Below are 21538 nucleotides of genomic sequence, written 5' to 3'. Positions count from 1 at the left end.
GCATGGATCTCAAACAAAGTGACTCGAGCACCGCTCGTTTATGTGCGGTAGCTTTTCAACACGCGTTCGACATACGCCCGCGTTTCGGCAAATGGGGGCACGCCCCCATAGCGGTCGACGTGCCCGGGCCCGGCGTTGTAGGCGGCTAAGGCGAGAGTGATATTGCCGCTGTACCGGTCAAGGAGCTGGCGCAAATATTTTACGCCGCCGTCGATGTTTTGCGCCGGATCAAGCGGGTTGTGGACGCCGAGCATTTTTGCCGTGCTTGGCATGAGCTGCATGAGTCCAAGCGCTCCAGCCGGGCTTTTCGCATCGGGACGGAAATTTGACTCATGGCGAATGACGGCGCGGATGAGCTGCGGGTCAACATCGTATTTTTCCGCTGCCGCCGCGATTAAAGCATCGATGGAAGAAGATGAGTTGGTTGCAGCACCCGCTTCATGTTCGAGCGGGGCGCTGCGATGGCCGGCGGGCGCCGGGGGCTGACCGCTTAGGGCAGCTTGAGGCGCCTCGGCAGAGGATTCCTCCCCGCGGCTGAGAGATTCGGCAAGCAAGCTTGAAAACAAGGATGGCACCGGCGATGGCAACAGGCTGGAGCGTCCGGGTGAGAACGCATTGAGCGCCTGCCATTCGATGAGCAGCTTTAATGGCGAAACGGTCATCGTCTTTCCTCCATTTCTTTCATGCGGGCGTAAAAGCGGGCGATTTTGTTTGGCGCCGGGCGGCGCGGGATGCCGAGCGCCTCAAGCAGGCGCAAAAACCGCTTTTCACCCGCTTCCACGTGATCCACTTCATATTCAAGTTCGTAATCTTCGCTTTGCAAGTAACAGTTATGGTCAAGGCATAGCGTGCCGCCTTCATGCGGCCATTCGGCTCGGTCGGTGACAAGGGAGCCAAAGCAGCGCACCTCGTGTGGGTTGATGCCCAGTTCTGCAAGCAAATCGGCGATCGCCCCGCGCGGCGCCGCTATACCAGCAAGCAACGCTTCCGCTTCAGACAGCGAAAGCGGCTCATGGATTTCCAAAATGGTCCCGTCCGCCCGCGTTTGTTTCAGCGTCAAGGTCAGGCGTCCCTCTTTCGCCCGGATGCGCAGCGCTGCCGCTCGTTCTTTCAGGGCGAATGACGGGGTGTCAAAGTAATGGTTTTCCTGGCGGAAGAAAGCGCCATCATCAAGGCGGAAGGCGGCGCGGACGGCAGCAAACTCCGCTGCCGTTAACAAGTTTTTTAATTCGATTTCGATTTCTTGATGCATCGTGAATCCCCTTCAGACAGGATAGTCGTCTCCCTCTATTATCAGCTGTTTTCCGGCGAATATCAATTATTTCGCCTGTATAGGGTGAATATGGTAAAATAAAGGGCGGATGGTTGATGCGGAAGGAGAGAAAACATGAACGAAAAATGGATCGTCGAGCGGGCGGAGCGGGAAGGCGGCCGGCTTTGGCTGTATGTCAATGATGCTCCGGTTCCGCTTGCCCGCGTAACGCCGAAACGCCATATGCTTGTCGACTCGGATGCGTTGGCGTTTGCGTACATTTTGGAAACCGATGACCGCTTTCTATATGTCATGATTCCGAAGCTGTGGTGGCCTGAGCTAAAGGCGGCGCTTGACGCCAAGGAGCCGGTCTGGCTTCGATGTGGAGAGAGGACGCTTGAGCTTGAACAGTTTCACGATGAACTGTCTTATTTGCTTGAAAATATTCGCGGCAACGCCAACTATGGCGAGGCGCTTGAACAGGCGGTGCAAGACGTGTTTTTTTGAGCAATAAGCCGGGGGTTTCCCTTTCCGGCGCGTTAGGATCGGGAGCGGCCCGGTGAATTCGACAGATGAGCGGTTCCATCGAGCAACAAGAGACGTAAGCCGCGGGAGATCGAAAACATGTAGGCAGGTGGTACGATGGTCAACCATTGGGATTTGTTTTTAGCCCCGTATAAGCAGGCGGTTGAGGAGCTGAAAGTGAAGCTAAGGGGCATTCGCGCCCAATTCGAGATGATTGAAGCGCACTCGCCGATTGAGTTTGTCACCGGACGGGTGAAGCCAGTTGCCAGCATTTTGGATAAGGCGCAAAAGAAAAACATCCCGCTCGACCGTCTCGAGGAAGAGATGCAAGATATTGCGGGGCTGCGCATCATGTGCCAGTTTGTCGATGACATTAAGACCGTCGTCGAGCTATTGCGCCAGCGCAACGATTTTACGATTGTCGAAGAACGCGATTACATCACGCAAAAAAAAGAGAGCGGCTACCGCTCGTACCATGTCGTCATCCGCTATCCAGTGCAGACGATCCGCGGTGAAAAAAACATCTTGGCGGAGATTCAAATTCGAACGTTGGCGATGAACTTTTGGGCGACGATTGAGCATTCGTTGAACTATAAGTACAGCGGGCGTTTCCCCGAAGATATCAAAGTTCGGTTGCAGCGCGCCGCGGAGGCGGCCTATCGCCTCGATGAGGAGATGTCGAAAATCCGCTTTGAAATTCAAGAAGCGCAGGCTGCTTTTTCTCGAAAACAAGAAGCAAAAGGAGAAGGGCAATGAAACGGACGGACGCGCCGCTCGTGTTCGCCATCACGTCCAAAGGCGACGACATATCAAACGCTCTGGCGCAAAAAATGAAAACGTATTTGCTTGACTTTGACTTGCGTTACGATGAAGAGGAACCTGATCTCGTCATTTCGGTTGGCGGTGATGGAACGCTGTTGTATGCGTTCCATCGCTATTGCCATCGGTTGGACAAGACGGCGTTTGTCGGAGTCCATACTGGCCATCTCGGCTTTTACGCGGACTGGGTGCCGGAGGAACTCGAAAAGCTCGTCATCGCCATCGCCAAGACGCCGTACCAAGTGGTCGAATACCCGCTCCTTGAGGTGACGATCCGCTATCTCAACGGCGGAAGCGAGGCAAAGTATTTAGCGCTCAATGAATGCACAGTCAAGTGCGTCAGCGGGACGCTCGTGATGGATGTCGAGATTCGCGGCGACTTGTTTGAGCGGTTCCGCGGCGACGGGTTGTGCATTTCGACGCCGACCGGCAGCACGGCTTACAATAAAGCGCTCGGTGGCGCGATTTTGCATCCTTCGCTTGAGGCGATTCAAGTGACCGAGATGGCGTCGATCAACAACCGCGTGTTTCGGACAATCGGTTCGCCGCTCGTGCTGCCGGCGCACCATACGTGTTTACTCAAGCCGGTCAACCACGTCGATTTTCAAATTACGATCGACCATTTGTCACTGTTGCATAAAGAAGTGAAGTCGATTCAATGCCGGGTGGCCGATGAAAAGGTGCGTTTCGCCCGCTTTCGGCCGTTTCCGTTTTGGCGGCGGGTGCGCGACTCGTTTATCGCCGACTGAGGGAAAGCCCGCCTCCTTGGTTAGGCAACGCTTCCTGTTTGCGGCGAGGTGATGGTCTTTTGGCGCGGATGCCGATTCCGTTTTAGCGGCGCCAAAGAAAAGTGGATGGAACACGATGAGCAAGACGGAGATTTTTGATCAGAAAGGTGACGAACATTGCCGCCGTTTACCATGACCTTTTCCATCGATGAACAGCACGACGGAAAGCTGCTGCGCCAGTTTTTGCAAGAGAACGGCATTTCGCGGACGGCGCTTACCGATATTAAATTCCATGGCGGGGCGCTGTTGGTTGACGGTCGGCCCGTCACCGTCCGCCATGTGCTGCGCGCCGGCGAGACGCTGTCGGTTGTCTTTCCGCCGGAGCGGACAAGCGATTGGATGGACGCAGAAGCGATGCCGCTTGACATTCTGTATGAAGACGATTACGTCCTTGTTGTCAACAAACCAGCGGGATTGGCGACGATTCCGTCGCGCCACCATCCGGGCGGGACGCTCGCCAATGGCTTGCTTCACCATTATCGAAAGCAGCAGCTCGACTCGACCGTCCATATCGTCACCCGGCTTGACCGCGACACGTCCGGGCTCGTGCTCGTCGCCAAGCACCGCCACGTTCATCATTTGTTGTCGGCATTGCAGCAAAAAGGGCACGTTGTGCGCACGTATGAGGCCATTTGCCATGGCGTCATCGTCGAGGATGAAGGGACGATTGACGCCCCCATCGGCCGCCAAAGTGACAGCATCATTGCCCGCGAAGTGCGGGAAGACGGGAAGCCGGCTGTCACTCATTTTCGTGTACTTGAGCGGCTTTATGGCTATACATACGTTTCGCTCCGGCTGGAGACGGGGCGCACGCACCAAATCCGCGTCCATTTGGCTTATCTCGGCCACCCGCTCGCCGGCGATGAACTGTACGGCGGGAGCCGGGAGATGATCGGCCGCCAGGCGCTTCATAGCCGGCAGCTGTCGTTTTTTCACCCGTTTGCCGGGCGCTGGTATACATGTTCCGCCCCGCTTCCTGACGATATGGAGCTCCTCATCGAGGCAACGCGCAGACGGTACGCTGATGATTAGGAGAACGTGCGGAATTTTTCCGGAACGAACGGCATCGAGGAAGGAACGGAGACTGTTTCCATTTCCGGATAGCGCAAGGCGGTCAGCGCGCCGCCGAATACGCAGCCGGTGTCGATGTTGACCGTCCGCCCGACAAACCGCGGTTTTTCGACCGGCGTGTGGCCATATACAACCCATGCGCTGCCGTGATACCGTTTCGCCCAGTCGCGGCGCACCGGCGTCCCGTCCGGGTTCGTTTCGCCGGTGATGTCCCCATACAGGACGAACGTCTTGACTTTTTTGTCCGTCCGCCCGATATAGTCGTGACGGATGCCGGCGTGGGCGATGACAAGGCGCCCCTCATCGAGCACCGCATACAGCGGCGCCTGTTCATACAGGCGGATGAACTTGCGGCGGATCATCTCCTGTTCGCTTGGAGGCAAGGTGCGGTACTCGGAGACAGTCGTCTCAAGCCCGTGGGCGATTTGCACGTTTCGTCCTAAAAAAAAGCGGTACAGTTTATTGCAATGGTTGCCTGGCACGTAGTAAGCCAAATTTCGCTCAACAAGGGCGCAGACGATCTCGATCATGTTCAGCGATTCAGGACCGCGGTCGGTCAAATCGCCGACGAAGCCGAGCTTTCGTCCGTCGGGATGAATCGGCACCCCTTCGTCCCAATGGTAGCCGAGTGTTTCCGTCAATGCGGCAAATTCGCGGAAGCAGCCATGAATGTCGCCGATGATGTCCACCTGCATAGGATGAGCTCCTTTCTAGCCCGAATCGTTATACTACCAGTATGTCCGTTCGACAAGGAAAAGAAAAGATGAGGCAGCCTGCTCTATCCATCGAAGGCGTGCGAGCGGAGGCGCTGTCCAGGGAGCAGAGGCCACGGCGGAGAGTGGAACAAAGAAGGGGCCTTGGCCCGGGTGACGGCCAAAATAAAGCCGCCTGCGGACACAGCAAGCGGCTTTATTCATCGCTCGAGAACATAAACTTCCGCGTTCGCGAATGAACGTTTAAGACGAGGCCGATCGCCAGCATATAAGTCGCCAGCGAGCTTCCTCCATAGCTGATGAACGGAAGCGGCAACCCCGTGATCGGCAAAAGTCCAATCGTCATGCCAATGTTTTGGAACACTTGGAACGTAATCATGCCCGCGACGCCGGCGCATAAATAGCTGCCGTATAAATCGTTGCTCTCCAAGGCAATATGGATCATGCGATAAATGAGCAGGAAAAAGAGAGACACGACGATGCTTGAGCCGACAAATCCGAACTGTTCTGAGATGACGCCAAACACAAAGTCTGTGTGCGCCTCCGGCAAATAGACTTGTAAGTTGCCCAATCCTTTCCCATACAGTTCCCCTGACCCAATGGCCATGAGCGAACGGATGAGCTGGAAGCCTTGTTCGTTGGAATATTCATATGGAGCCAACCAGCCGTAAAACCGGTTCAACTGATAATCTTCTTTAATAATGTATTTATGGAAGAAATCGGGAAAATAAAAGAAAATGAACACAACGACTGCCACCATTGTTACACCGGAAAAGACAATGCCGAAAATGATGCGCCAGCGGATGCCGGAAACGAGCACCAAGGTGGCGGTGATGGCCATAAACACCATCGACATGCCCATGTCCGGCTGCTTGGCGAGCAAAATGAGCGGCGGCAAGACGGTCAAAGCGATTTTGCCAAGCAATTTAAAATCATCGCTGATCGTCGGTTCGGGATATTTTTCCCGATGGTTGACGATGATGCGACTTAGGACGATGATCATAAAAATTTTCATCAGCTCGGATGGCTGAAAGTTGCCTCCAGGTAGATGGTACCAGCTCGTCGCCCCCTTAATGGTTACGGATCCTGGGACATTCAATTCCAGCCCAAGCAACAGCAACATCCCGAATCCATACAAATACCAAGCGATTTGAAACAGCCGATCATAGTCAATGATCATCGTCAAGGCGATCACGACAGCGCCGATGGCGTACCATTGCAGCTGTTTCGAAGCGAAGTTGACGTTTTGCAGTTTCTCCGGCAGCATCGGTTCTGCGCTATGGATGGCGATGGCGCTGATGACGGCCATCAAGAATAAAAGGAACAGCATATGGTAATCAAGCTTCGATTTGGAAAAACGATCATGATCCATGGAACGATCCTCTCCATTCAAATGTGCCATATACCATATTAGCGAATCGCGCCGGTTTTGCAAAGTGGGAAAAACCGCCGCCAGCATGAAGGAATCGGAAGGCAAAAGGGAAGCGTGCATTTACATCGCCCGCCGCATCGCCTATAATAGAATTAACACCTGGTGCTAAGAATAAATGATAATTGGGAGGATGAACGAATGGTCTTATCGTTGGAAGGACGTACATATGTCGTGATGGGGGTGGCGAACAAACGAAGCATCGCCTGGGGCATTGCTCGTTCGCTTCACGCTGCCGGCGCTCGGTTGGTGTTTACGTATGCCGGAGAGCGGTTTGAAAAAGAGGTGCGGGCGCTTGTGGATACGCTTGGGGACGAACGTTCGCTTCTGCTGCCATGCGATGTGGCAAAAGACGAAGACATCGTTCAATGTTTCGCGCAAATCAAAGAACAAGTCGGCGTCATCCATGGCGTCGCTCATTGCATCGCCTATGCCAATAAAGAAGACTTGAGCGGTGAGTATATGAACGTAAGCCGCGAAGGCTTTTTGCTCGCCCACAACATCAGCGCCTACTCGCTCACCGCGGTCGCGCGCGAGGCGAAAGGACTGATGACGGAAGGCGGCAGCATCGTCACCCTCACGTACTTAGGCGGCGAGCGCGTCGTGCAAAACTACAACATTATGGGTGTGGCGAAAGCGTCGCTTGATGCGAGCGTGAAATATTTGGCGAACGATTTAGGCAAATACGGCATCCGCGTCAATGCCATTTCCGCTGGACCGATTCGCACACTGTCGGCCAAAGGGGTGAGCGATTTCAACTCGATTTTAAAGCAAATCGAAGAACGCGCTCCGCTCCGCCGGACGACGACCCAAGAAGAAGTCGGCGATGCGGCGCTGTTTTTGTTCAGCGACTTGTCGCGCGGCATCACCGGGGAAATTATTCACGTCGACTCGGGATACCACATTTTAGGATATTAAAAACGTGCGAGCAGCCGTTCCTGTTGATGGAGCGGCTGTTTTTTGCTTGACTTGGGCAATTATTGAGATCACGGGCATACATATATAAGGTAAGGCAAGCATGGAAAGGGGGATCGACGTGCGGAAACAAAACGTTGTGGAGACGGAGCCGTTGCTTTACATTGTGCAGCCAAAAGCGATGCGGGCGGCGGCGCATATGCAAGAAACGTTTATGTGGACTAGCCGAATGCAACAGGAAGAGGAAGGAAGTTCCAGCGATGAACGAGGCGGCGAGGAGGAACCGACTGAATTTTTTGCCAAAAAAGAATTCCAAGCGATGGCGCTCGACGAGCGGCTGGCCTTTTTGGCGGAGCTGCCCGGCCATTTGCCGCCGCTGAAATGCCAATTTGTCATGAAGGATAAGAGCTATGAAGGCATATTAAAGAAGTGCACGGCGACCGAGTTGACGATCGCCGATGAACAGGGAAACGAAACGGTCATCGGGCGCGCGCAGCTTCTCGCGGTGACGATGATCGGGTTTATGCAGTAATGCCTTCCCTTTCCTGTGAGGAAGCACATCTTTATCCGAATGCGTTGCGGCGCCAGGAAAGGATGATGAGGGTTTGTTTCCTTCATTTGCTGTGGGAGTGTATTCTCATTTTTATTTTGGATGTCCGTCATTTTCTTCGTTGGCGATTTTCGATTCGTGTTAGTGTGAGCTTGCAATCGTAAAATGTTTGGTGTCATGTTTCGCTTGAGCCAATTTGCGGTTCAAATGCGTTTTAGGCGACGCGTCCAGCGTTTGTTGGTTGCCGCTTGCAATGGTAAAAGGTTTTATGTGGCGGCCGGTTTGGGGCTGTTTAGGAGCTGGGGCGCTTTTCGCGAGTTCAGTTCGCTCTGCCGCAGCTTCTTTTTGTTTGGCTGTTTGTTGATGGTCTTCCATTGATATGGCACGCTCTTTTTTGGCTTTTCCCTTTTTCGTTTTGTCGGATGACGCTGCCGCGTTCTTTTTCGAGTGGACTTTTTCTTTTGCATCCGCTTTAGGGGTTGGCCGGTTCAGTTGTTCTGTTGCATCTTCTTTCAGCGGTTCTATTGTCATGCCGGCTGCTTGTTCTTCACTCACTACAGCTTGTTCTGTTTTCTCCGCCTGCTCCCAAACTTCCAATAACTCGGAAGCGACTCGCTCCCAATGATAGATCGAAATCGCAAGCTGCCGGCCTTTTTCTCCCATTCTTCTCATCAATGATTGATCCCATAATATTTGGGCAATCTTGTTGGCAAAATCACTCGGGTCCTCCGGATTTTCTACGATAAGGCCGTTTTCATTGGCGAAAATGACTTCCGGATTGCCGCCTCTCGCGGTCGTTACGATCGGAAGGCCTGCTGCCATGGCCTCGTAGTGGACGCGCGCCAACGGTTCCTGCCATTGCGAGGTGCATACAAACAAATCAGCCGCCGCAAACCAATTTTGGATTTCATTCGGTGGGACAAAGCCTGTCGTGACAACGGGGACAGGCATTCGTTTCGCCAGTGCTCTTACATATGCGACATAATCAGTAATGTCATTTTCGCTAAACCAGTTGCTCCCGACAATCACCAGGGCTAAGTTTTTAAATTTTTTTGCCAGCTCCGGCAATGCTAGAATGAGTTTATCGACCCCTTTATTGCGCGACAGCCTTCCGGCGAACAAAATGACCGTTTTGTTTTCCAACCCATGTGCCCGCCGAATGTCGTTGCGTATTTTCTGCATTTTTGGATGATTTCCCGGCAAAAATCGTTCGCTGTCTACTCCAGAATAAATCGTGCGCAATTTTGGCGATGCCTGCGGATATAGACTGCGGATGACATTGCCAATATAATCGCTCACTGTTACGATGTAGGCCACTTCTGCGATGGCCGCCGTTGCTTCTTCTGGATCGATTTTTTCCGGTTGAAACATATCATTGTGCATACTTAACGTCATTTTGGCGTCGGGCGCTGCCTGCCGGATGGGCAGAACAAGGCGGGGGCGGTTAAAGATATGGATGAGATCGAACTTGTTCGCTTCCACATAACGAACAACGTTTTCCCGGTATATTTCAAATATTTTTCCCGGTACGCGCACGTAGTGAACGCCTTGGATCGTTTCTTGCTCGGGAAGCGACGAATCGCTGATGCCTAAAACGGTAATATCATGGAATTGGCTTACATGTGGAAGAATGCCGGAAATATACGTTTGAATGGCTCCGCCGAGTACAGGGGGAACGGGGAGTTTTTCTGTACAAACCATCAAAATCCTCATATTTATCCCACTCCTTTCCAGTCATTTTCGATTTCTGCCAATACAGGCCACTTTGACTGGTCAGTTTCGACAATCGTTTGAATGAGCTGTGCGGTTTGTTCATTGAGAAAGATTTCCGGTTCATAGACGACTTCTTTCATATTTTTATAAAATTCGTTTGGCATGGCCAAGTCAATCATCAAAAGCTCGTATAATTCAGGTGTGATTGGATTTGCTTCATGATACGCTAGAATCATTTCCCGCACCCATGTTGCATCCCATTTGTATAAATCCGCCATTGTGCCGCTAATGAGTTTTCGTAAATCACGAATCGGAAGGTCAAAGGCAACTCCGTCGAGATCAATAATCCACATTCCGTCCGCGCCCATTTGGCCGTTGGACCAACCGTAGTCTTGGTGAACCAACCCCCAATGAGCCGTTCCTTGCTTGACGAATTCAACATAGCTGGATTGCAGGAATCGTTCCATGCCTTTTCGCGCCTGTTCTTCAAATCGGTCAACTACCTCTAATAACGGTGGGCTTGCCGGCATTTCAGGGTAGTATTTGGCAATGTTCCGAAACCAGCTCATTTTCGTAATCATTTTTTCATAGTTTTTTGGCCATTTGTGCAACCGCGAAGCCATTTCCGCCTGTTTTGGGGGGACATACCCTTTGCTTAGCCGATGGAATTCACCAAGGGCATAACAAAGCTTTCTTGCTCCTTCCAAATCCTTTGTAACTGGCGTCAACGGTTCAATCCATTCCGCCACAAACCATAGTTTTCCTCCTGCCTCGACATAACTTTTTCCATCCTTTGTTTTTACAATTGGCGGCACTCTTGCCTTGCGCACTTCCACTAAATATTCTTGTGCTCCTAGGCTGAATAGGCTCCTTGTCGGCCTCCGGTGCAGCAGCTTCAAACTTTTCGGGCCTGATTTCGTTTCGAGCTTCCAAATCGCTCCTCCCTTGTCCGGTTTTGTCGTAACGATTTGCATGTTTTGAACGGATAAATCGTAGTTTTTCAGCACTTCCTCTGCCAGCTGGATCATATACTCAGGGACAAAAAATTCATGGGTCGTTTCATCGACGAGCCATGGTTCAATAACGATGTCTTTCATGCTATCCCTCCTGTCAGGTATTTGGGAATGGACGAAGCGAAATATGTGTGATTGCTACTAGGATATGTATGGAGAACGAAATTGGACTGGGTAAGCTCATTAAATAGAGGATATTTCCCGAAGCCTCTGCAGTTTGACGAACTGGGGGCGGCGAAAGTGTGACGAGTGGGGATAGATGCACAAGGAGCGGCATGGTTGATTTCATCGGAGAAAGAGAAAAAGGCTGTCCCGAAAACATTTCTCTTAGACAGCCCTTATTGGTTTGGGGAAAGGGAGGAACATGCTTCGATATAAACCGTTTCAAACCGCTTGGCCACATGGTGGAATTGAAATTGCTGTTCAACGAGCCTTCTTGCCTTTTTCGCCATGGTTTCCGCTTCATGTTTGTTCACAAGCATGTAATCAATCGCTTCAAAAAAAGCGTGCGGGTTTTGGTAGTCATCGATGACAAAGCCGGTTTCGCCGTGGCGGACGATTTCGGCATTGCCGCCGCGGTTGGTTGTCACGACCGGAATGCCGGCGGCCATCGCTTCGTAATGAACGCGGGCGAGCGGCTCGTGCCATTGCGAGCTGCATACAAACACATCGGCCATTAAGAGCAGTTTGGGGATATGACTGTGCGGAACGTAATTCGTAAACAGAACGCGATCGGCCATCGGCGCCGCGAGCTCATGAAGCCAGTCGATGTATTCGCTTCGTCCGGTGTCGCCGAACCATTTTCCGCCGACGATGACAAGCGCTGCCTCGGGATGGCGGACCAAAAGGGATGGCAAGCATTGAATCAGCAAATGCGGTCCTTTTGTTTTGCTGAGTCGGCCTAGAAAGAGAACGACTTTTTTATCAGTGAGTCCGTACGCTTCGCGTTCTGCCTGGCGTATGCGCTTGCCCTCTTCTGTCCAGACGGGGATGTACTGGGCAAGGTCGACTCCGGAATAAATGACTTTGATTTTTTGCGGGTTCACCAAGTACCGTTCAGTCACCGTCCGTTTGATGTATTCACTGACGGCGGTCAGCAAGGTGCAGGCGTCTAGCGCCCGCTTCGCCTGTTCTGCTGTCATTTTCAGCGGGGAAAACATGTCGTTATGAAGACTTAGCACAAAGACGCTTTGCGGAGCCGCCGCTTGGTAATCGATGAGTGGAACAGGACGGTTGAAAACGTGGACGACATCAAATTTGTGCGCGGCCAGCGCACGTGCCACATCCGTTTCATACGTGGCTTTTGGAAAACGGATGTAGCGGATGTCTCCGTCTGTCTCTTCAGGCGGCAAAAGCGGATCAGCGATTGAAAAAATCGTCAGTTCGTGGCGTCGGGCGATCAAGGGAGCAATCCCATCGATCATCATTTGAATGGCCCCGCCCCGCACTGCCGGGGCGGGCAGCTTTTCCGTGCAGACATAGGCGATTTTCATGAATGCTCACCCTCATACAGCGAACGGATGTATTCGATCTCTTTTTGTAGGCCGCCCTCAAGCGTTACAACCGGCTTGTACCCGAGCAGCCGCTCCGCTTTTGTCAAGTCGGCCCACGTTTGTTTCGGCTCTCCGCGGGCGGCGGGGGTATACTGAATGATCGCTTGTTTTCCCGTCAGCGTTTCCAGCAGACGGATCACCTCATTGACCGATGCTCGTTCTTTTCCGCCGATATTGATCGTTTCTCCAATGACGCCATCCCGCTCGAGCGCGGCGATCGTTCCATCAACGCAGTCAGAAATATAGGTGAAATCGCGCGATTGTGTTCCGTCGCCGAACACGGTGAGCGGTTGTCCAGCGAGCAGCTGGCGGATGAAGCGGTGAAACGACATGTCCGGGCGCTGGCGCGGGCCATAGACGGTGAAATAGCGCAAAATGACGATCGGTACGGCGAACTCGCGAAAATAAACGCGGCATAAATGTTCGCCGGTGAGCTTCGTAATGCCATATGGGGAGAGCGGGGCCGGTTCAAGCGTTTCCGACAACGGGCCGCTCCGCTCGCCGTAGACGGATGAGGTCGAAGCGTAGATGAACCGTTTGAGCGGCCGGCCTTTGCATGCCTCAAGCAACCGCTGGGTAGCGGAAATGTTGTGTGCAGCATAGGCGGCAAACTCTGTCCCCCAGCTCGTTCGCACACCGGGCATGCCGGCTAAGTGGTAGACCGCTTCGACGTTTTGCAGCAAGGACGGCAAATCGGCTGTCAACAAATCCAGTTCAAGAAAGGTAAACCGTGGATGAGACTGCAAATGGGCAATGTTCTTCGCTTTTAGCGGCGCCGGCGTCGGTCCGAGAAAGCCGTCGACGCCAATCACATGATGCTCGTCGTTTTCGAGCAGTTTTTCGCATAAATGGGAGCCGATAAATCCGGCCGCCCCGGTGACGAGAATGTTCACGGGCGCCCCACCCCCATGTAGCGCAAACCGCTTTGTTCGACTGCATGGCGATCCAAACAGTTTCGACCGTCAAACACGAGCGTCCCATTCATCGCCGCTTTCACTTGCCCCCAGTCAAGCGTGCGGAATTCGTCCCAATCGGTGGCGATGACCAAGCCATCCGCCCCTTGGATCGCTTCGTGCACCGACTGGACTTGTGTGACACGGGCGAGCGGCTCCGAGAGCGTTGCCTTCGGGTCGTAGGCGGCAACCGTACAGCCGTTTTCACTCAATCGGCGGATGAGCGCTTCAGCGGGGGAAAAACGCGTATCGTCTGTATTCGGCTTGAAGGAGATGCCAAGCACGGCGATCTTTTTGTCCGTCAATGGGGCAAGTTGCTCATTGAGTTTTTGGAAGCAAACGTCAAGCTGGGTGGCATTGACGGTCTGCACTGCCTTCAGCAAATGCGGCTCCACTTGGCGCGAGCGCGCCGCATGTTCGAGCGCTTTGACGTCCTTTGGAAAACAGGAGCCACCATAGCCGAGGCCGGCCCGCAAAAAGTGTGGGCCGATGCGCGGGTCGAGGCCGATCCCGCGGGCGATGTCATTGACATCGACGGCAAACGCGTCACAGATGCGCGCCATTTCGTTAATAAAGGAAATTTTGGTCGCCAAAAACGCGTTGGCGGCGTATTTGATCAGTTCCGCGCCGGTCAGGCTCGTTGTGAGGTAAGGGGCATTGATGCCGGCATACACCGCCTGCATGACGGCAAGCGATTGGTCATCATCCGGTTCGAGTCCGACGACGATTTTGTCTGGGTGAAACATATCGTAGACAGCCGACCCTTCCCGCAAAAACTCTGGGTTGGATACGATGCGGAACAACTGCGGTTTCACTCCTTTGCGGATGAGCTCGGCACGCATCCATTCATTCGTCCCCGGAGGGACGGTGCTTTTCGTGACGATCGTTTTGTACGATTTGATCGTCGTTGCCAAGCGGTCGAGCACCGCTTCAATATAGCGCAAATCGGTGCTGCCGTCGGGCCGCGGCGGGGTGCCGACACAAATGACAACGACGGCCGCCCGTTTGATATCATCCCAGCGGCCGCTGAACGTCAGATCATTATAGTTTTTGACAATCAATTCTTCGAGCCCTGGCTCATAAAACGGAACTTCCCCGTTATTGAGCAGGCGGATTTTCCGTTCATCATGATCAATGCAATGCACTTCATGCCCAAGTTCAGCAAGGACGGCAGCGGTGGTTAGTCCGACGTAGCCAGCGCCAATGATGCAGATGTTCATGCTAATAGGCCTCCTTCGTGAAATCTCCGGCTTTTATAGCGTATTAACAGACAAGCGTGGTTTGCTACATGGCAAGCGCCTAAAACGCTGGAAATGGTGCGGCCTATTTTCGTCGGACAACCTTTCTACTGTTTGGAAAGGAAAGGGTAAGAATTAAGCAACAAAGGGGGTGTCCCAAAAAGATCGGGACACCCTCTTTCGTCTCTATATATACGCACTGACCGCTTCTTTCACAATATATTTTGTGTCTATCCTGAAGGCAGACAGCCTTTTGGGTCAGCCCCTTTTGATGAACTCATCATACAACCGCTCCTGCACCTTGATTTGTTTCGTGATATCAAACCGCTGTTCAATCACTTTGCGCGCTTTTTTCGTGAAGGATGGAATTCGTTCCGGATGTTCCAGAAAAAAGCGAATGCCGTTCGCCAGCTCAAGATCGTCTCTTTCTGGTGCGAGATAGCCGGTGCGTTTGTGTTCGATCAATTCGGGGATGCCGGCGTGATTCGTTGAGACGACCGGCAGTCCGCTTGCCATCGCCTCTTTCAACACGTTGGGGATGCCTTCGATGTCTCCATCAGAAGCGGTCTCGCTCGCCAGGCAAAATAGATGGGCGCGTTCCATTTCGCGGGCGATTGAAGCGGCATCCATGGCACCCAGCAGGTCGACAAACGGATCGAGCTTCAGCTCGCTGACAAGCCGGCGGATGTTTTCTTCCTCTTTGCCGCTGCCGATGATGCGGAGGCGGCAGCGCGGATGAACCGCATGCACGCGCCAAAAGGCGCGCACGAGCGTTAAAAAGCCTTTTTTCTCGACGAGCCGGCCGATTGAGAGAATGATGATGTCTCCGTTCTCAGGAATCGTCCGCTCTCGGTACGGAAATAAATCGAGCTCGATGCCGCCGTAGAGAACTTGGATTTTTTCCGGCGGAAAGCCTAGTGTGGTCAGTTCATTGGCAAGATAGCGGCAGACAGGAAGAAAGAGCGCCCCGTGCTGTTTGAGCAAATTGTACCGTTTTTGATTGCGCCGCAAGCTTTGATATTTCGCCGATCCATCGCGGCCGCGGATGCTGACGACAAGCGGAATGCGATGGGCGATGCAAAGCGGAAGAATTTCGACGGCATGCTTTCCATGGTGAGCGTGAATGGCGACAATATTTTGTTCTTTGGCGAAGCGGCCGAAATCGTCGATGTCGTTGAGGTGATAATAGTTGATGAGAGGAAACGGATGGCTGCCGTCATCGGCGAATGACCCGATCATGATCGGGCGGTATTTTTTTAAATGAACCATTTGGTTGTAAATAAAACGTTGATTGATTTTCATTTTTTCATGAAGAAAGTGGGCGATCGTTTGTTTCATTTTTCTCTATCCCTCGCTTTTGAAAAAATCGGACAAGAATGCGAATTTTTTTATTTCCTGTTCGGCGAGGCGGGTGAGCAAGTTCAAGGACGCTGGGCTGTTTACCGCCCGCTTTTGCTTTTCTTGGCCGACCGTTTCGCTGTAAAACACGTGCGGAAACATGGCATCAGCCAAATAGACACTTTTGTATGGAGCATACAGGGAACAAACGGAGAAATAAAGGTCAAATAGTAGCTCCGTTCGTTTTACCGCATCGTTTTTCGGGTTTTTCGTCAAAGAAATAAGCAAAAAGCGAAAATCATCAAGCGGAAGACCATAGTAGGCGAGGTCAAAGTCGATCATGATGACTTCGTGGTTTTCCGCCAATAAAAGGTTGTTGCTGTTGTAATCCCCGTGGCAAATGGCCTTTCGTTCTTTCGCTGTGCGGCAAAAATCAGCTAGATTGCTTTTTTCAAGCCATGCATAACTTTGATTAGCGATCCGGGCCATCTGTTCCATTATATGAGAAAGAGTGTCACCATGATCGATGGCCTTTGCCTGCTCCTCTAACTGTGCTGCTTTTTGCCGATGTGCGCTCAGCACGTCTTTCGGCTCCGGAAACGATGAAGGGCAGGGGCCGATCCAATCGGCAAACAGACTGTGAGCATGAAAGCGGGCGAGCCCTTCGATCCGTTGTTGGAAAGAGGGCTTCGTTCCGCTTGGGACGATGTAGTCCATCAAATAGTAGTAATGGCCTTTTCGGTGGATGTAATATTGGTCTGTTTTCGTTTGGAAGATTTTTGGGACATGAAATCCTTCTTGGTACAGCTTTGAATGAAGCAAAATCGGAAAATTCGTTTTGTCTTCGCTCAGCCGTTTCAGCACGTACCGTTCCCTCGTTTTTTTGTTTCGCACAAGCCATACTTTTTCTTTTTTCAGTTCCTTCATGATATCGACTTCAGTTCCAGTCAGGTCGTAACGGCTTAAAATGTCAAACAACAAGCGAGATCGTTTCGAAGCCAAGATCAGTTCCTCCTAGCATCCATTGTCGATTAGTAAAAGTGTATGTAATACGAGAAGAGAATGTATGGACAAGCGCACTAGTCAATGAGAAAACGGCGCCGCCAAAAAAATAAGCGCCGACCGCGCTGGTTGGCGTCAGCCGGCTGTGCTTTCTTTCTTGGTTATTCTTCCTCGTCATCCGAATCAGCGGATGAAGCCGGCCGCATGGAAACAGGGAGATCGATTGCGGTGATTGTGGTTGCATCGATCGCAAGGGAGCGCCCCCCGTCTTTATAAAAGCGGTCAACCAACAGTGAGACGTTGTTCGTCCGCGGCTCGAAGCCGAGAAAAAGCGCATTGTAATGCGTCTCGTTGGTGGTGTGCACGTTAACCTCAGTGTTGAGTGGAAGCGCGGCCAGCTGTTCGTAAAGAGCACGGGGAAGGCGGGGTCGGGTTGGGCGTCGGTTGAAAAAGACATGGTACATCGCGTCGCCTCCTTTCTTGTCCCTTGTGTTAAAAACCTATACTCCATCATATGATTGGCTTAGGAGAGCGTTTGGGCAAACGTCCGCGTCAAAGAGAATTCACTGGCTGCCAAGTTGGAACGACGGAGAGGTAATCGGTTTTTTAGCGGTCATGACCGACGGAAAGGGGGAGGGGAGCATGGACGATCCATTTTCATTTGTCCTTCTTTGTTTAGCCAGCTTTCGCCTGACACGGCTGATTGTATATGATGCGATCACCGCCTGGATTCGCCGTCCATTTCACGAATGGACGGAGCAGGAACTTCCAGACGGAAGCAAACAAGCATTTCTTTCTTTCAAGGGAGGCGGGCTGCGTCGCTGGTTTGGCGAACTGCTGAGCTGCTACTGGTGCACGGGGATCTGGTGTGCGGCGTTTTGTTATACTGGCCTAATGCTTTGGCCGAATGTTTTTGAGCCGCTCATTATGCTTCTAGCGATTGCCGGCGGGGCGGCGATCATGGAGACGATCGTCAGTAAATGGCTGTCGTAAGGAGAAAGGCGGCTATTGAGATCATGACACAGCCAATGAGGGATGCCGGCGGGCGTCGTTTTGGTCAAAAAATGGACAGCGAACCGCTGATGCTGGTTGGGCAACGTTCGCTGAAGGAATGGCTGGCGGTGTGGATGGAAGTCGTCAAGCCGTCGTCAGCCGGTGATGCAAAAACAGCAGCGCAGCTTGTCGGGATGACGTTGATGAAAGGAAACGTCCAACTCCTATTGTTTGAAATAGGAAATAGCGGAGCCGGCCCAAAACGGCCGGCCCAAACAGCAGGTGCGCCGCTGGTCGGCATGAAGGCGGAAAACGAGCGGGTCACCATTGAATGGCAATATGGTTGGCGGCAGGAACGCCCTTTGGCAGTTCTGCGCAATACACGAATCCATCAACCGTCAATGAGCGGGCATTGCTGGACGGGGGAACAGTGATTTCAAACTGGGAAAAGCGCCGCTCCTCGCCTGGTTCAAGCGGGGCGTCATAAAGCGGGGCAAGCCAGTATTCCCCGCTTTGCCGCACTTTTTCCCGCCAGTTTTCTTGGGTGAACGTCCAGCTTTCCGCGCTATTGGAGATCAGCGCTTCCTGCTCGGCCCGTCCGCTGTTTGGCAAAACAATTTTCCCGCTGAGCACCGCCGTTTTTGGAGGCGAAAGGCGGAGACAGACAATCAAATGGTGAAGCGGCGCTGTTCCGTGATTGCGAATGATGAAATCGCCGATGATGGTCAGCTCCTCCTCATCAAGATGCGTCGGAACGACGACAGAATAGTGAAACAACGCTGACACGGCAGCAGCTCGTTCAAACGCTGGTGTCTGTGTCTCTTTTGAGGTGTTATATCGCGTTTCTTCCAGTGCAATTTCACACAACAGAAGCTGGCGTTCCAAGGCGGCGATTTTTTTCTTGTACGTTTCAACGTTGGTTGTTTCTGCTTCACGCAGCTTCTCTTTCAAATAGGCGCTGCGCATTTTTTCCTTGGCCAACTCGGCCTCCAGTTGCTGCACTTGTTGCCGGCATGAGGCTGCTTCTGACCGGTAGTGGATGATTTGTTGCTGCAGACGGAGATGTTGGTCGTTTTTGTTTTTCATACGGTTTCCACCCCTTCCATTCTCATCTTATGTATCCATTGCGGGTGCATGCCATATAAAAAAGGCTGTTGTTGGAACAACAGCCTGAACGGTGCAGGACGCTACATGGCCGGGAATACGTCCGGGCATTGCGGCGGGAATTTGGTTGTCGGGCAAAGCACGGCTTCGGCCAATTCTTCGCGCGGTTGGCAGAAACGAGCTTCGACTTCGATTTTGACATCAGCTTCCACTTGGACTTCAAGGCATAAGGTGATGGAAACATCAAGTTGTGCAAAGTTGTCTGTGCAGACTAGGCTCGTGTCGCATTCGAAGAACGAAATATGGCAGTTGAGCTGCGTGCCTTCCGGGGCGCACAAGATGAACGTTTGTGCTGTAGCGAACGGAATTGGCTTCGATTGGCAAATGACCGTGCCGGCTGGGCTGACAATTTGCACGACGACATGCCCTTTGATGAGCGCTTTGACTTTTTGCAACGTCACCGTTTCCCCAGAAGGAAGGGTGACGTTTACGGACTGCCGGCCGTTTGGCTGCGTAATTTCCTGGCAAATCAATGCGTCCTGGTCAACGACCGAGTCGATCGGGTTTCCGTCGGCGTCTGTCAGGAAGCAGCGGATCGTCAAGTGTTGCGGGGTTGTATGTTGCGCTCCCAAAAAATCGCAAATTGTTCCTTCCCGCCGGCAGTGGTCCATCGGGAAAATCGCTTCCAAATCCTCGCCGCTGAAGCTTCGCAATGGCACATCGACTTGGCGCGTCACCCAGTCGTAAATTTTGCGCGTTCTGATGCATACTCTTTCTGTATCGCGACGGTGATGATGACCCATTTTCTTCGTTCCTCCTATCGTTCATTTGTTCCCCAACGCCTGGTGGTTTGGGACTACTGTATACTATGGAACGGCTTAGGTAAATGTGTTGGGACAGATGCGGATTTTTTGCTGGTGGGTGCAGACAACGATGAATCAAAGGGGGAGATGTCGAATGATGAAAGACAAACACGGGGCGATGAACGCAGAGAGAAGGGGGATGGGTGAACAGCGGCTCGCTGAGCGAATGGCTGAACTGGAGCGCCGGCTGAAAGAGGTGGAAGCCGAAAACATTGTGTTAAAGGAACTGGCTTACCAAAGCGCCAAGCGCTACGAGCAGCTCAAACAGCTGGCGAAGGAAAATGACGAGCTTCGCCGCCAGCTGCTGCAATCGCCATGGAGCGAAAAAACGGGCAAGACGGATGAGGACGAACGGCCGGACAGCTGGTTTTTCCGCACACTGAGGCAAGAAAATGCCATCATGCCACACCCGGAGCGAAACGAAAAATGAGAGACACCCTTGGCTCGCCAAGCCATACAATAGCAGTAGCCGCTCGCTTTTCCTCTCGCCGTTGAACTTTGCTTTATATTGCTCTGACTGGAGAAGAGTTTGCAAATAGTTGATCGGCGAGGGCTACACTTTTTCGGGATGGAGGGATGAGGAATGAAGAAGCCAACTCCGTCGAAACCGGTGACAAGGGTGCTTTCTTCGACAACGCAGCCTGTGCGGCGTCCGAGCGGATGCGGATGCGGTCGGCCAGCCGTCATCAAGAAGAAATAACGGAAATCCGTGAGAGATGCCTATACTTCGCTTCGCCTCCTTGCATAGTCTAACAGTGCAACTAGGCGAAAGGAAGGGGGGAAGGGCATGTCGGATCGGAAAAAAGCGAAAGTGATTCATGTCGATAAATTGATCATTCATGCCGATGACATCGTCATTATGCCGCGCGGCCGCATCCGCGATCCGTGGTTGTTCCCGCACCGCGATGATACGGAAATGGAAGCCGTTGAAGATGTGCGGGACCGGGATAAGGAAGAACATGGTGAAGGAGGCCATGATCGAAACGAAGGAGAACGGAGACCGTTCTCGTGGATCTAGCCATAAAGCAAATGGGGGACGCAAACGGTGGAGCGTTTTAAAAATTACGGGCTTTGGCTGGCAATCGGATCGTTTGTCGTGATTGCGCTTGAGACATTCGGCGTCGACATTGATCTTGGCAAATATGAACAACTGTACCATGCCTTCTTAAGCATTTTGGTGATGGCCGGTATTTTAAACAACCCGTCGCTCGGCCGCGGTTATTCCGATAAAGTTGATAACAAGTCGTAAACCGTATGGGCGCCTGCAGAAGGCGCCCTTTTCGTGCCCGGAAAGGCTGGAAAGGCGGCAGAACGTTTTGCAGAAAATGACAATTATAATTTGGCGGCGAAAAACCATTCTAAACATTGTCACCACCAATCTTACACCATATAAGGAGGACATGAATCATGACGGTTGCAACACAAGTGAAACAAACATTGGCGGGGTTAAAATCGGCTCAAGCGAGCTTCGAAACGTTTGCTTTGCAAACCGAAAACCAAGCCGCGAAACAGCTTTACCAACAAGCTGCCCAACAAACGCAGGCGGTCATTGATTTGGTGAACTCGCGCATGCAAGAAATTCAAAACGAAGAGCCACAATATAAACAACAATAACCTTCGCTGAAGCGAATGGGATGGTTCAGGCGGAAAGGTTGGCACAGCACGCCAACCTTTCCCGACTTGGCGGAAATACATAAAAACGAATG

General features: G+C 52.4%; 25 protein-coding genes. 11 read left to right on the top strand and 14 right to left on the bottom strand.

Annotation, left to right across the window (positions count from 1 at the left end; genetic code table 11):
• Window positions 1-38 precede the first annotated feature (38 nt).
• Window positions 39-662, bottom strand: a complete 624-nt coding sequence (locus tag GC56T3_RS14120; RefSeq protein ID WP_013146065.1) for a lytic transglycosylase domain-containing protein — start codon at window positions 660-662, stop codon at window positions 39-41.
• Window positions 659-1252 (bottom strand): CYTH domain-containing protein, encoded by a 594-nt coding sequence (locus GC56T3_RS14115; RefSeq protein WP_011230328.1) that lies wholly within the window; start codon window positions 1250-1252, stop codon window positions 659-661. Before GC56T3_RS14115 ends, GC56T3_RS14120 begins: the two co-directional genes overlap by 4 nt.
• A 135-nt stretch (window positions 1253-1387) precedes the next feature.
• Between GC56T3_RS14115 and GC56T3_RS14110 the strand changes: the two genes are divergently transcribed.
• The 4 genes from GC56T3_RS14110 (at window position 1388) to GC56T3_RS14095 (ending at window position 4416) form a co-directional block, all read left to right on the top strand.
• Window positions 1388-1759: a hypothetical protein gene (locus GC56T3_RS14110; protein ID WP_013146064.1), complete on the top strand. Its 372-nt coding sequence runs from the start codon at window positions 1388-1390 to the stop codon at window positions 1757-1759.
• 135 nt (window positions 1760-1894) lie between these two features.
• Window positions 1895-2533 (top strand): GTP pyrophosphokinase family protein, encoded by a 639-nt coding sequence (locus tag GC56T3_RS14105; protein WP_011230330.1) that lies wholly within the window; start codon window positions 1895-1897, stop codon window positions 2531-2533.
• Window positions 2530-3345 (top strand): NAD kinase, encoded by an 816-nt coding sequence (locus GC56T3_RS14100; protein WP_011230331.1) that lies wholly within the window; start codon window positions 2530-2532, stop codon window positions 3343-3345. Before GC56T3_RS14105 ends, GC56T3_RS14100 begins: the two co-directional genes overlap by 4 nt.
• Window positions 3346-3501: 156 nt before the next feature.
• Complete coding sequence (locus GC56T3_RS14095; RefSeq protein ID WP_013146063.1) at window positions 3502-4416, top strand: RluA family pseudouridine synthase; 915 nt, start codon at window positions 3502-3504, stop codon at window positions 4414-4416.
• Here the strand turns inward: GC56T3_RS14095 and prpE are convergent.
• A complete protein-coding gene (gene prpE, locus GC56T3_RS14090) occupies window positions 4413-5150 on the bottom strand; it encodes a bis(5'-nucleosyl)-tetraphosphatase PrpE (RefSeq protein ID WP_013146062.1) in 738 nt (245 codons plus the stop codon). The genes GC56T3_RS14095 and prpE overlap by 4 nt on opposite strands.
• Window positions 5151-5364: 214 nt before the next feature.
• Complete coding sequence (locus tag GC56T3_RS14085) at window positions 5365-6540, bottom strand: FtsW/RodA/SpoVE family cell cycle protein (RefSeq protein WP_013146061.1); 1176 nt, start codon at window positions 6538-6540, stop codon at window positions 5365-5367.
• Window positions 6541-6738: 198 nt separating this feature from the next.
• Between GC56T3_RS14085 and fabI the strand changes: the two genes are divergently transcribed.
• Together fabI and GC56T3_RS14075 are read left to right on the top strand one after the other, a co-directional pair.
• Window positions 6739-7515, top strand: a complete 777-nt coding sequence (gene fabI / locus GC56T3_RS14080) for an enoyl-ACP reductase FabI (protein WP_013146060.1) — start codon at window positions 6739-6741, stop codon at window positions 7513-7515.
• A gap of 118 nt (window positions 7516-7633) precedes the next feature.
• Window positions 7634-8044, top strand: a complete 411-nt coding sequence (locus GC56T3_RS14075; RefSeq protein ID WP_013146059.1) for a CotO family spore coat protein — start codon at window positions 7634-7636, stop codon at window positions 8042-8044.
• Window positions 8045-8203: 159 nt separating this feature from the next.
• Here GC56T3_RS14075 and GC56T3_RS14070 read toward each other — a convergent pair whose 3' ends face one another.
• The 8 genes from GC56T3_RS14070 to GC56T3_RS14035 all read right to left on the bottom strand — a co-directional run bounded on the left by GC56T3_RS14070 (window position 8204) and on the right by GC56T3_RS14035 (window position 17336).
• On the bottom strand, window positions 8204-9775 hold the full coding sequence (locus GC56T3_RS14070) for a glycosyltransferase family 4 protein (RefSeq protein ID WP_013146058.1): 1572 nt from the start codon (window positions 9773-9775) through the stop codon (window positions 8204-8206).
• A gap of 2 nt (window positions 9776-9777) precedes the next feature.
• Window positions 9778-10872: a CotS family spore coat protein gene (locus GC56T3_RS14065; RefSeq protein ID WP_013146057.1), complete on the bottom strand. Its 1095-nt coding sequence runs from the start codon at window positions 10870-10872 to the stop codon at window positions 9778-9780.
• Window positions 10873-11126: 254 nt separating this feature from the next.
• Window positions 11127-12281: a glycosyltransferase family 4 protein gene (locus tag GC56T3_RS14060; protein ID WP_013146056.1), complete on the bottom strand. Its 1155-nt coding sequence runs from the start codon at window positions 12279-12281 to the stop codon at window positions 11127-11129.
• Entirely contained in the window at window positions 12278-13234 is a 957-nt protein-coding gene (locus tag GC56T3_RS14055) for an NAD(P)-dependent oxidoreductase (protein ID WP_013146055.1), read from the bottom strand. The genes GC56T3_RS14060 and GC56T3_RS14055 overlap by 4 nt, the downstream gene beginning before the upstream one ends.
• On the bottom strand, window positions 13231-14514 hold the full coding sequence (locus tag GC56T3_RS14050) for a UDP-glucose/GDP-mannose dehydrogenase family protein (RefSeq protein WP_013146054.1): 1284 nt from the start codon (window positions 14512-14514) through the stop codon (window positions 13231-13233). Before GC56T3_RS14050 ends, GC56T3_RS14055 begins: the two co-directional genes overlap by 4 nt.
• Before the next feature lie 276 nt (window positions 14515-14790).
• Entirely contained in the window at window positions 14791-15870 is a 1080-nt protein-coding gene (locus tag GC56T3_RS14045; RefSeq protein ID WP_013146053.1) for a glycosyltransferase, read from the bottom strand.
• Window positions 15871-15876: 6 nt separating this feature from the next.
• Window positions 15877-16872, bottom strand: coding sequence for an aminoglycoside phosphotransferase family protein (locus GC56T3_RS14040; protein ID WP_013146052.1), 996 nt, complete (start codon window positions 16870-16872; stop codon window positions 15877-15879).
• A 161-nt stretch (window positions 16873-17033) separates the two neighbouring features.
• Window positions 17034-17336: a hypothetical protein gene (locus GC56T3_RS14035; RefSeq protein WP_013146051.1), complete on the bottom strand. Its 303-nt coding sequence runs from the start codon at window positions 17334-17336 to the stop codon at window positions 17034-17036.
• A gap of 178 nt (window positions 17337-17514) precedes the next feature.
• Between GC56T3_RS14035 and GC56T3_RS14030 the strand changes: the two genes are divergently transcribed.
• Complete coding sequence (locus GC56T3_RS14030; RefSeq protein ID WP_013146050.1) at window positions 17515-17865, top strand: DUF1360 domain-containing protein; 351 nt, start codon at window positions 17515-17517, stop codon at window positions 17863-17865.
• A 321-nt stretch (window positions 17866-18186) separates the two neighbouring features.
• Here GC56T3_RS14030 and GC56T3_RS14025 read toward each other — a convergent pair whose 3' ends face one another.
• Both GC56T3_RS14025 and GC56T3_RS14020 read right to left on the bottom strand, forming a co-directional pair.
• Window positions 18187-18951, bottom strand: a complete 765-nt coding sequence (locus GC56T3_RS14025; RefSeq protein ID WP_013146049.1) for a hypothetical protein — start codon at window positions 18949-18951, stop codon at window positions 18187-18189.
• Between the two features lie 101 nt (window positions 18952-19052).
• Window positions 19053-19772, bottom strand: a complete 720-nt coding sequence (locus GC56T3_RS14020) for a hypothetical protein (RefSeq protein ID WP_013146048.1) — start codon at window positions 19770-19772, stop codon at window positions 19053-19055.
• 154 nt (window positions 19773-19926) lie between these two features.
• On the opposite strand from GC56T3_RS14020, the gene GC56T3_RS14015 reads away from it, so the two are divergent.
• The 4 genes from GC56T3_RS14015 (at window position 19927) to GC56T3_RS14000 (ending at window position 21446) form a co-directional block, all read left to right on the top strand.
• Window positions 19927-20262, top strand: coding sequence for a spore coat protein (locus GC56T3_RS14015; RefSeq protein WP_013146047.1), 336 nt, complete (start codon window positions 19927-19929; stop codon window positions 20260-20262).
• A 357-nt stretch (window positions 20263-20619) separates the two neighbouring features.
• Window positions 20620-20850, top strand: coding sequence for a hypothetical protein (locus GC56T3_RS14010; RefSeq protein ID WP_011230350.1), 231 nt, complete (start codon window positions 20620-20622; stop codon window positions 20848-20850).
• A gap of 27 nt (window positions 20851-20877) precedes the next feature.
• Window positions 20878-21081: a hypothetical protein gene (locus GC56T3_RS14005; protein ID WP_013146046.1), complete on the top strand. Its 204-nt coding sequence runs from the start codon at window positions 20878-20880 to the stop codon at window positions 21079-21081.
• A gap of 158 nt (window positions 21082-21239) precedes the next feature.
• Window positions 21240-21446: a DUF1657 domain-containing protein gene (locus GC56T3_RS14000; RefSeq protein WP_011230352.1), complete on the top strand. Its 207-nt coding sequence runs from the start codon at window positions 21240-21242 to the stop codon at window positions 21444-21446.
• Window positions 21447-21538 lie beyond the last annotated feature (92 nt).

This window comes from Geobacillus sp. C56-T3 (assembly GCF_000092445.1).
Taxonomy (GTDB): domain Bacteria; phylum Bacillota; class Bacilli; order Bacillales; family Anoxybacillaceae; genus Geobacillus; species Geobacillus thermoleovorans.
Note: the sequence above shows the minus strand (reverse complement) of the source record. Positions and strands in the feature narration are given on the sequence as shown.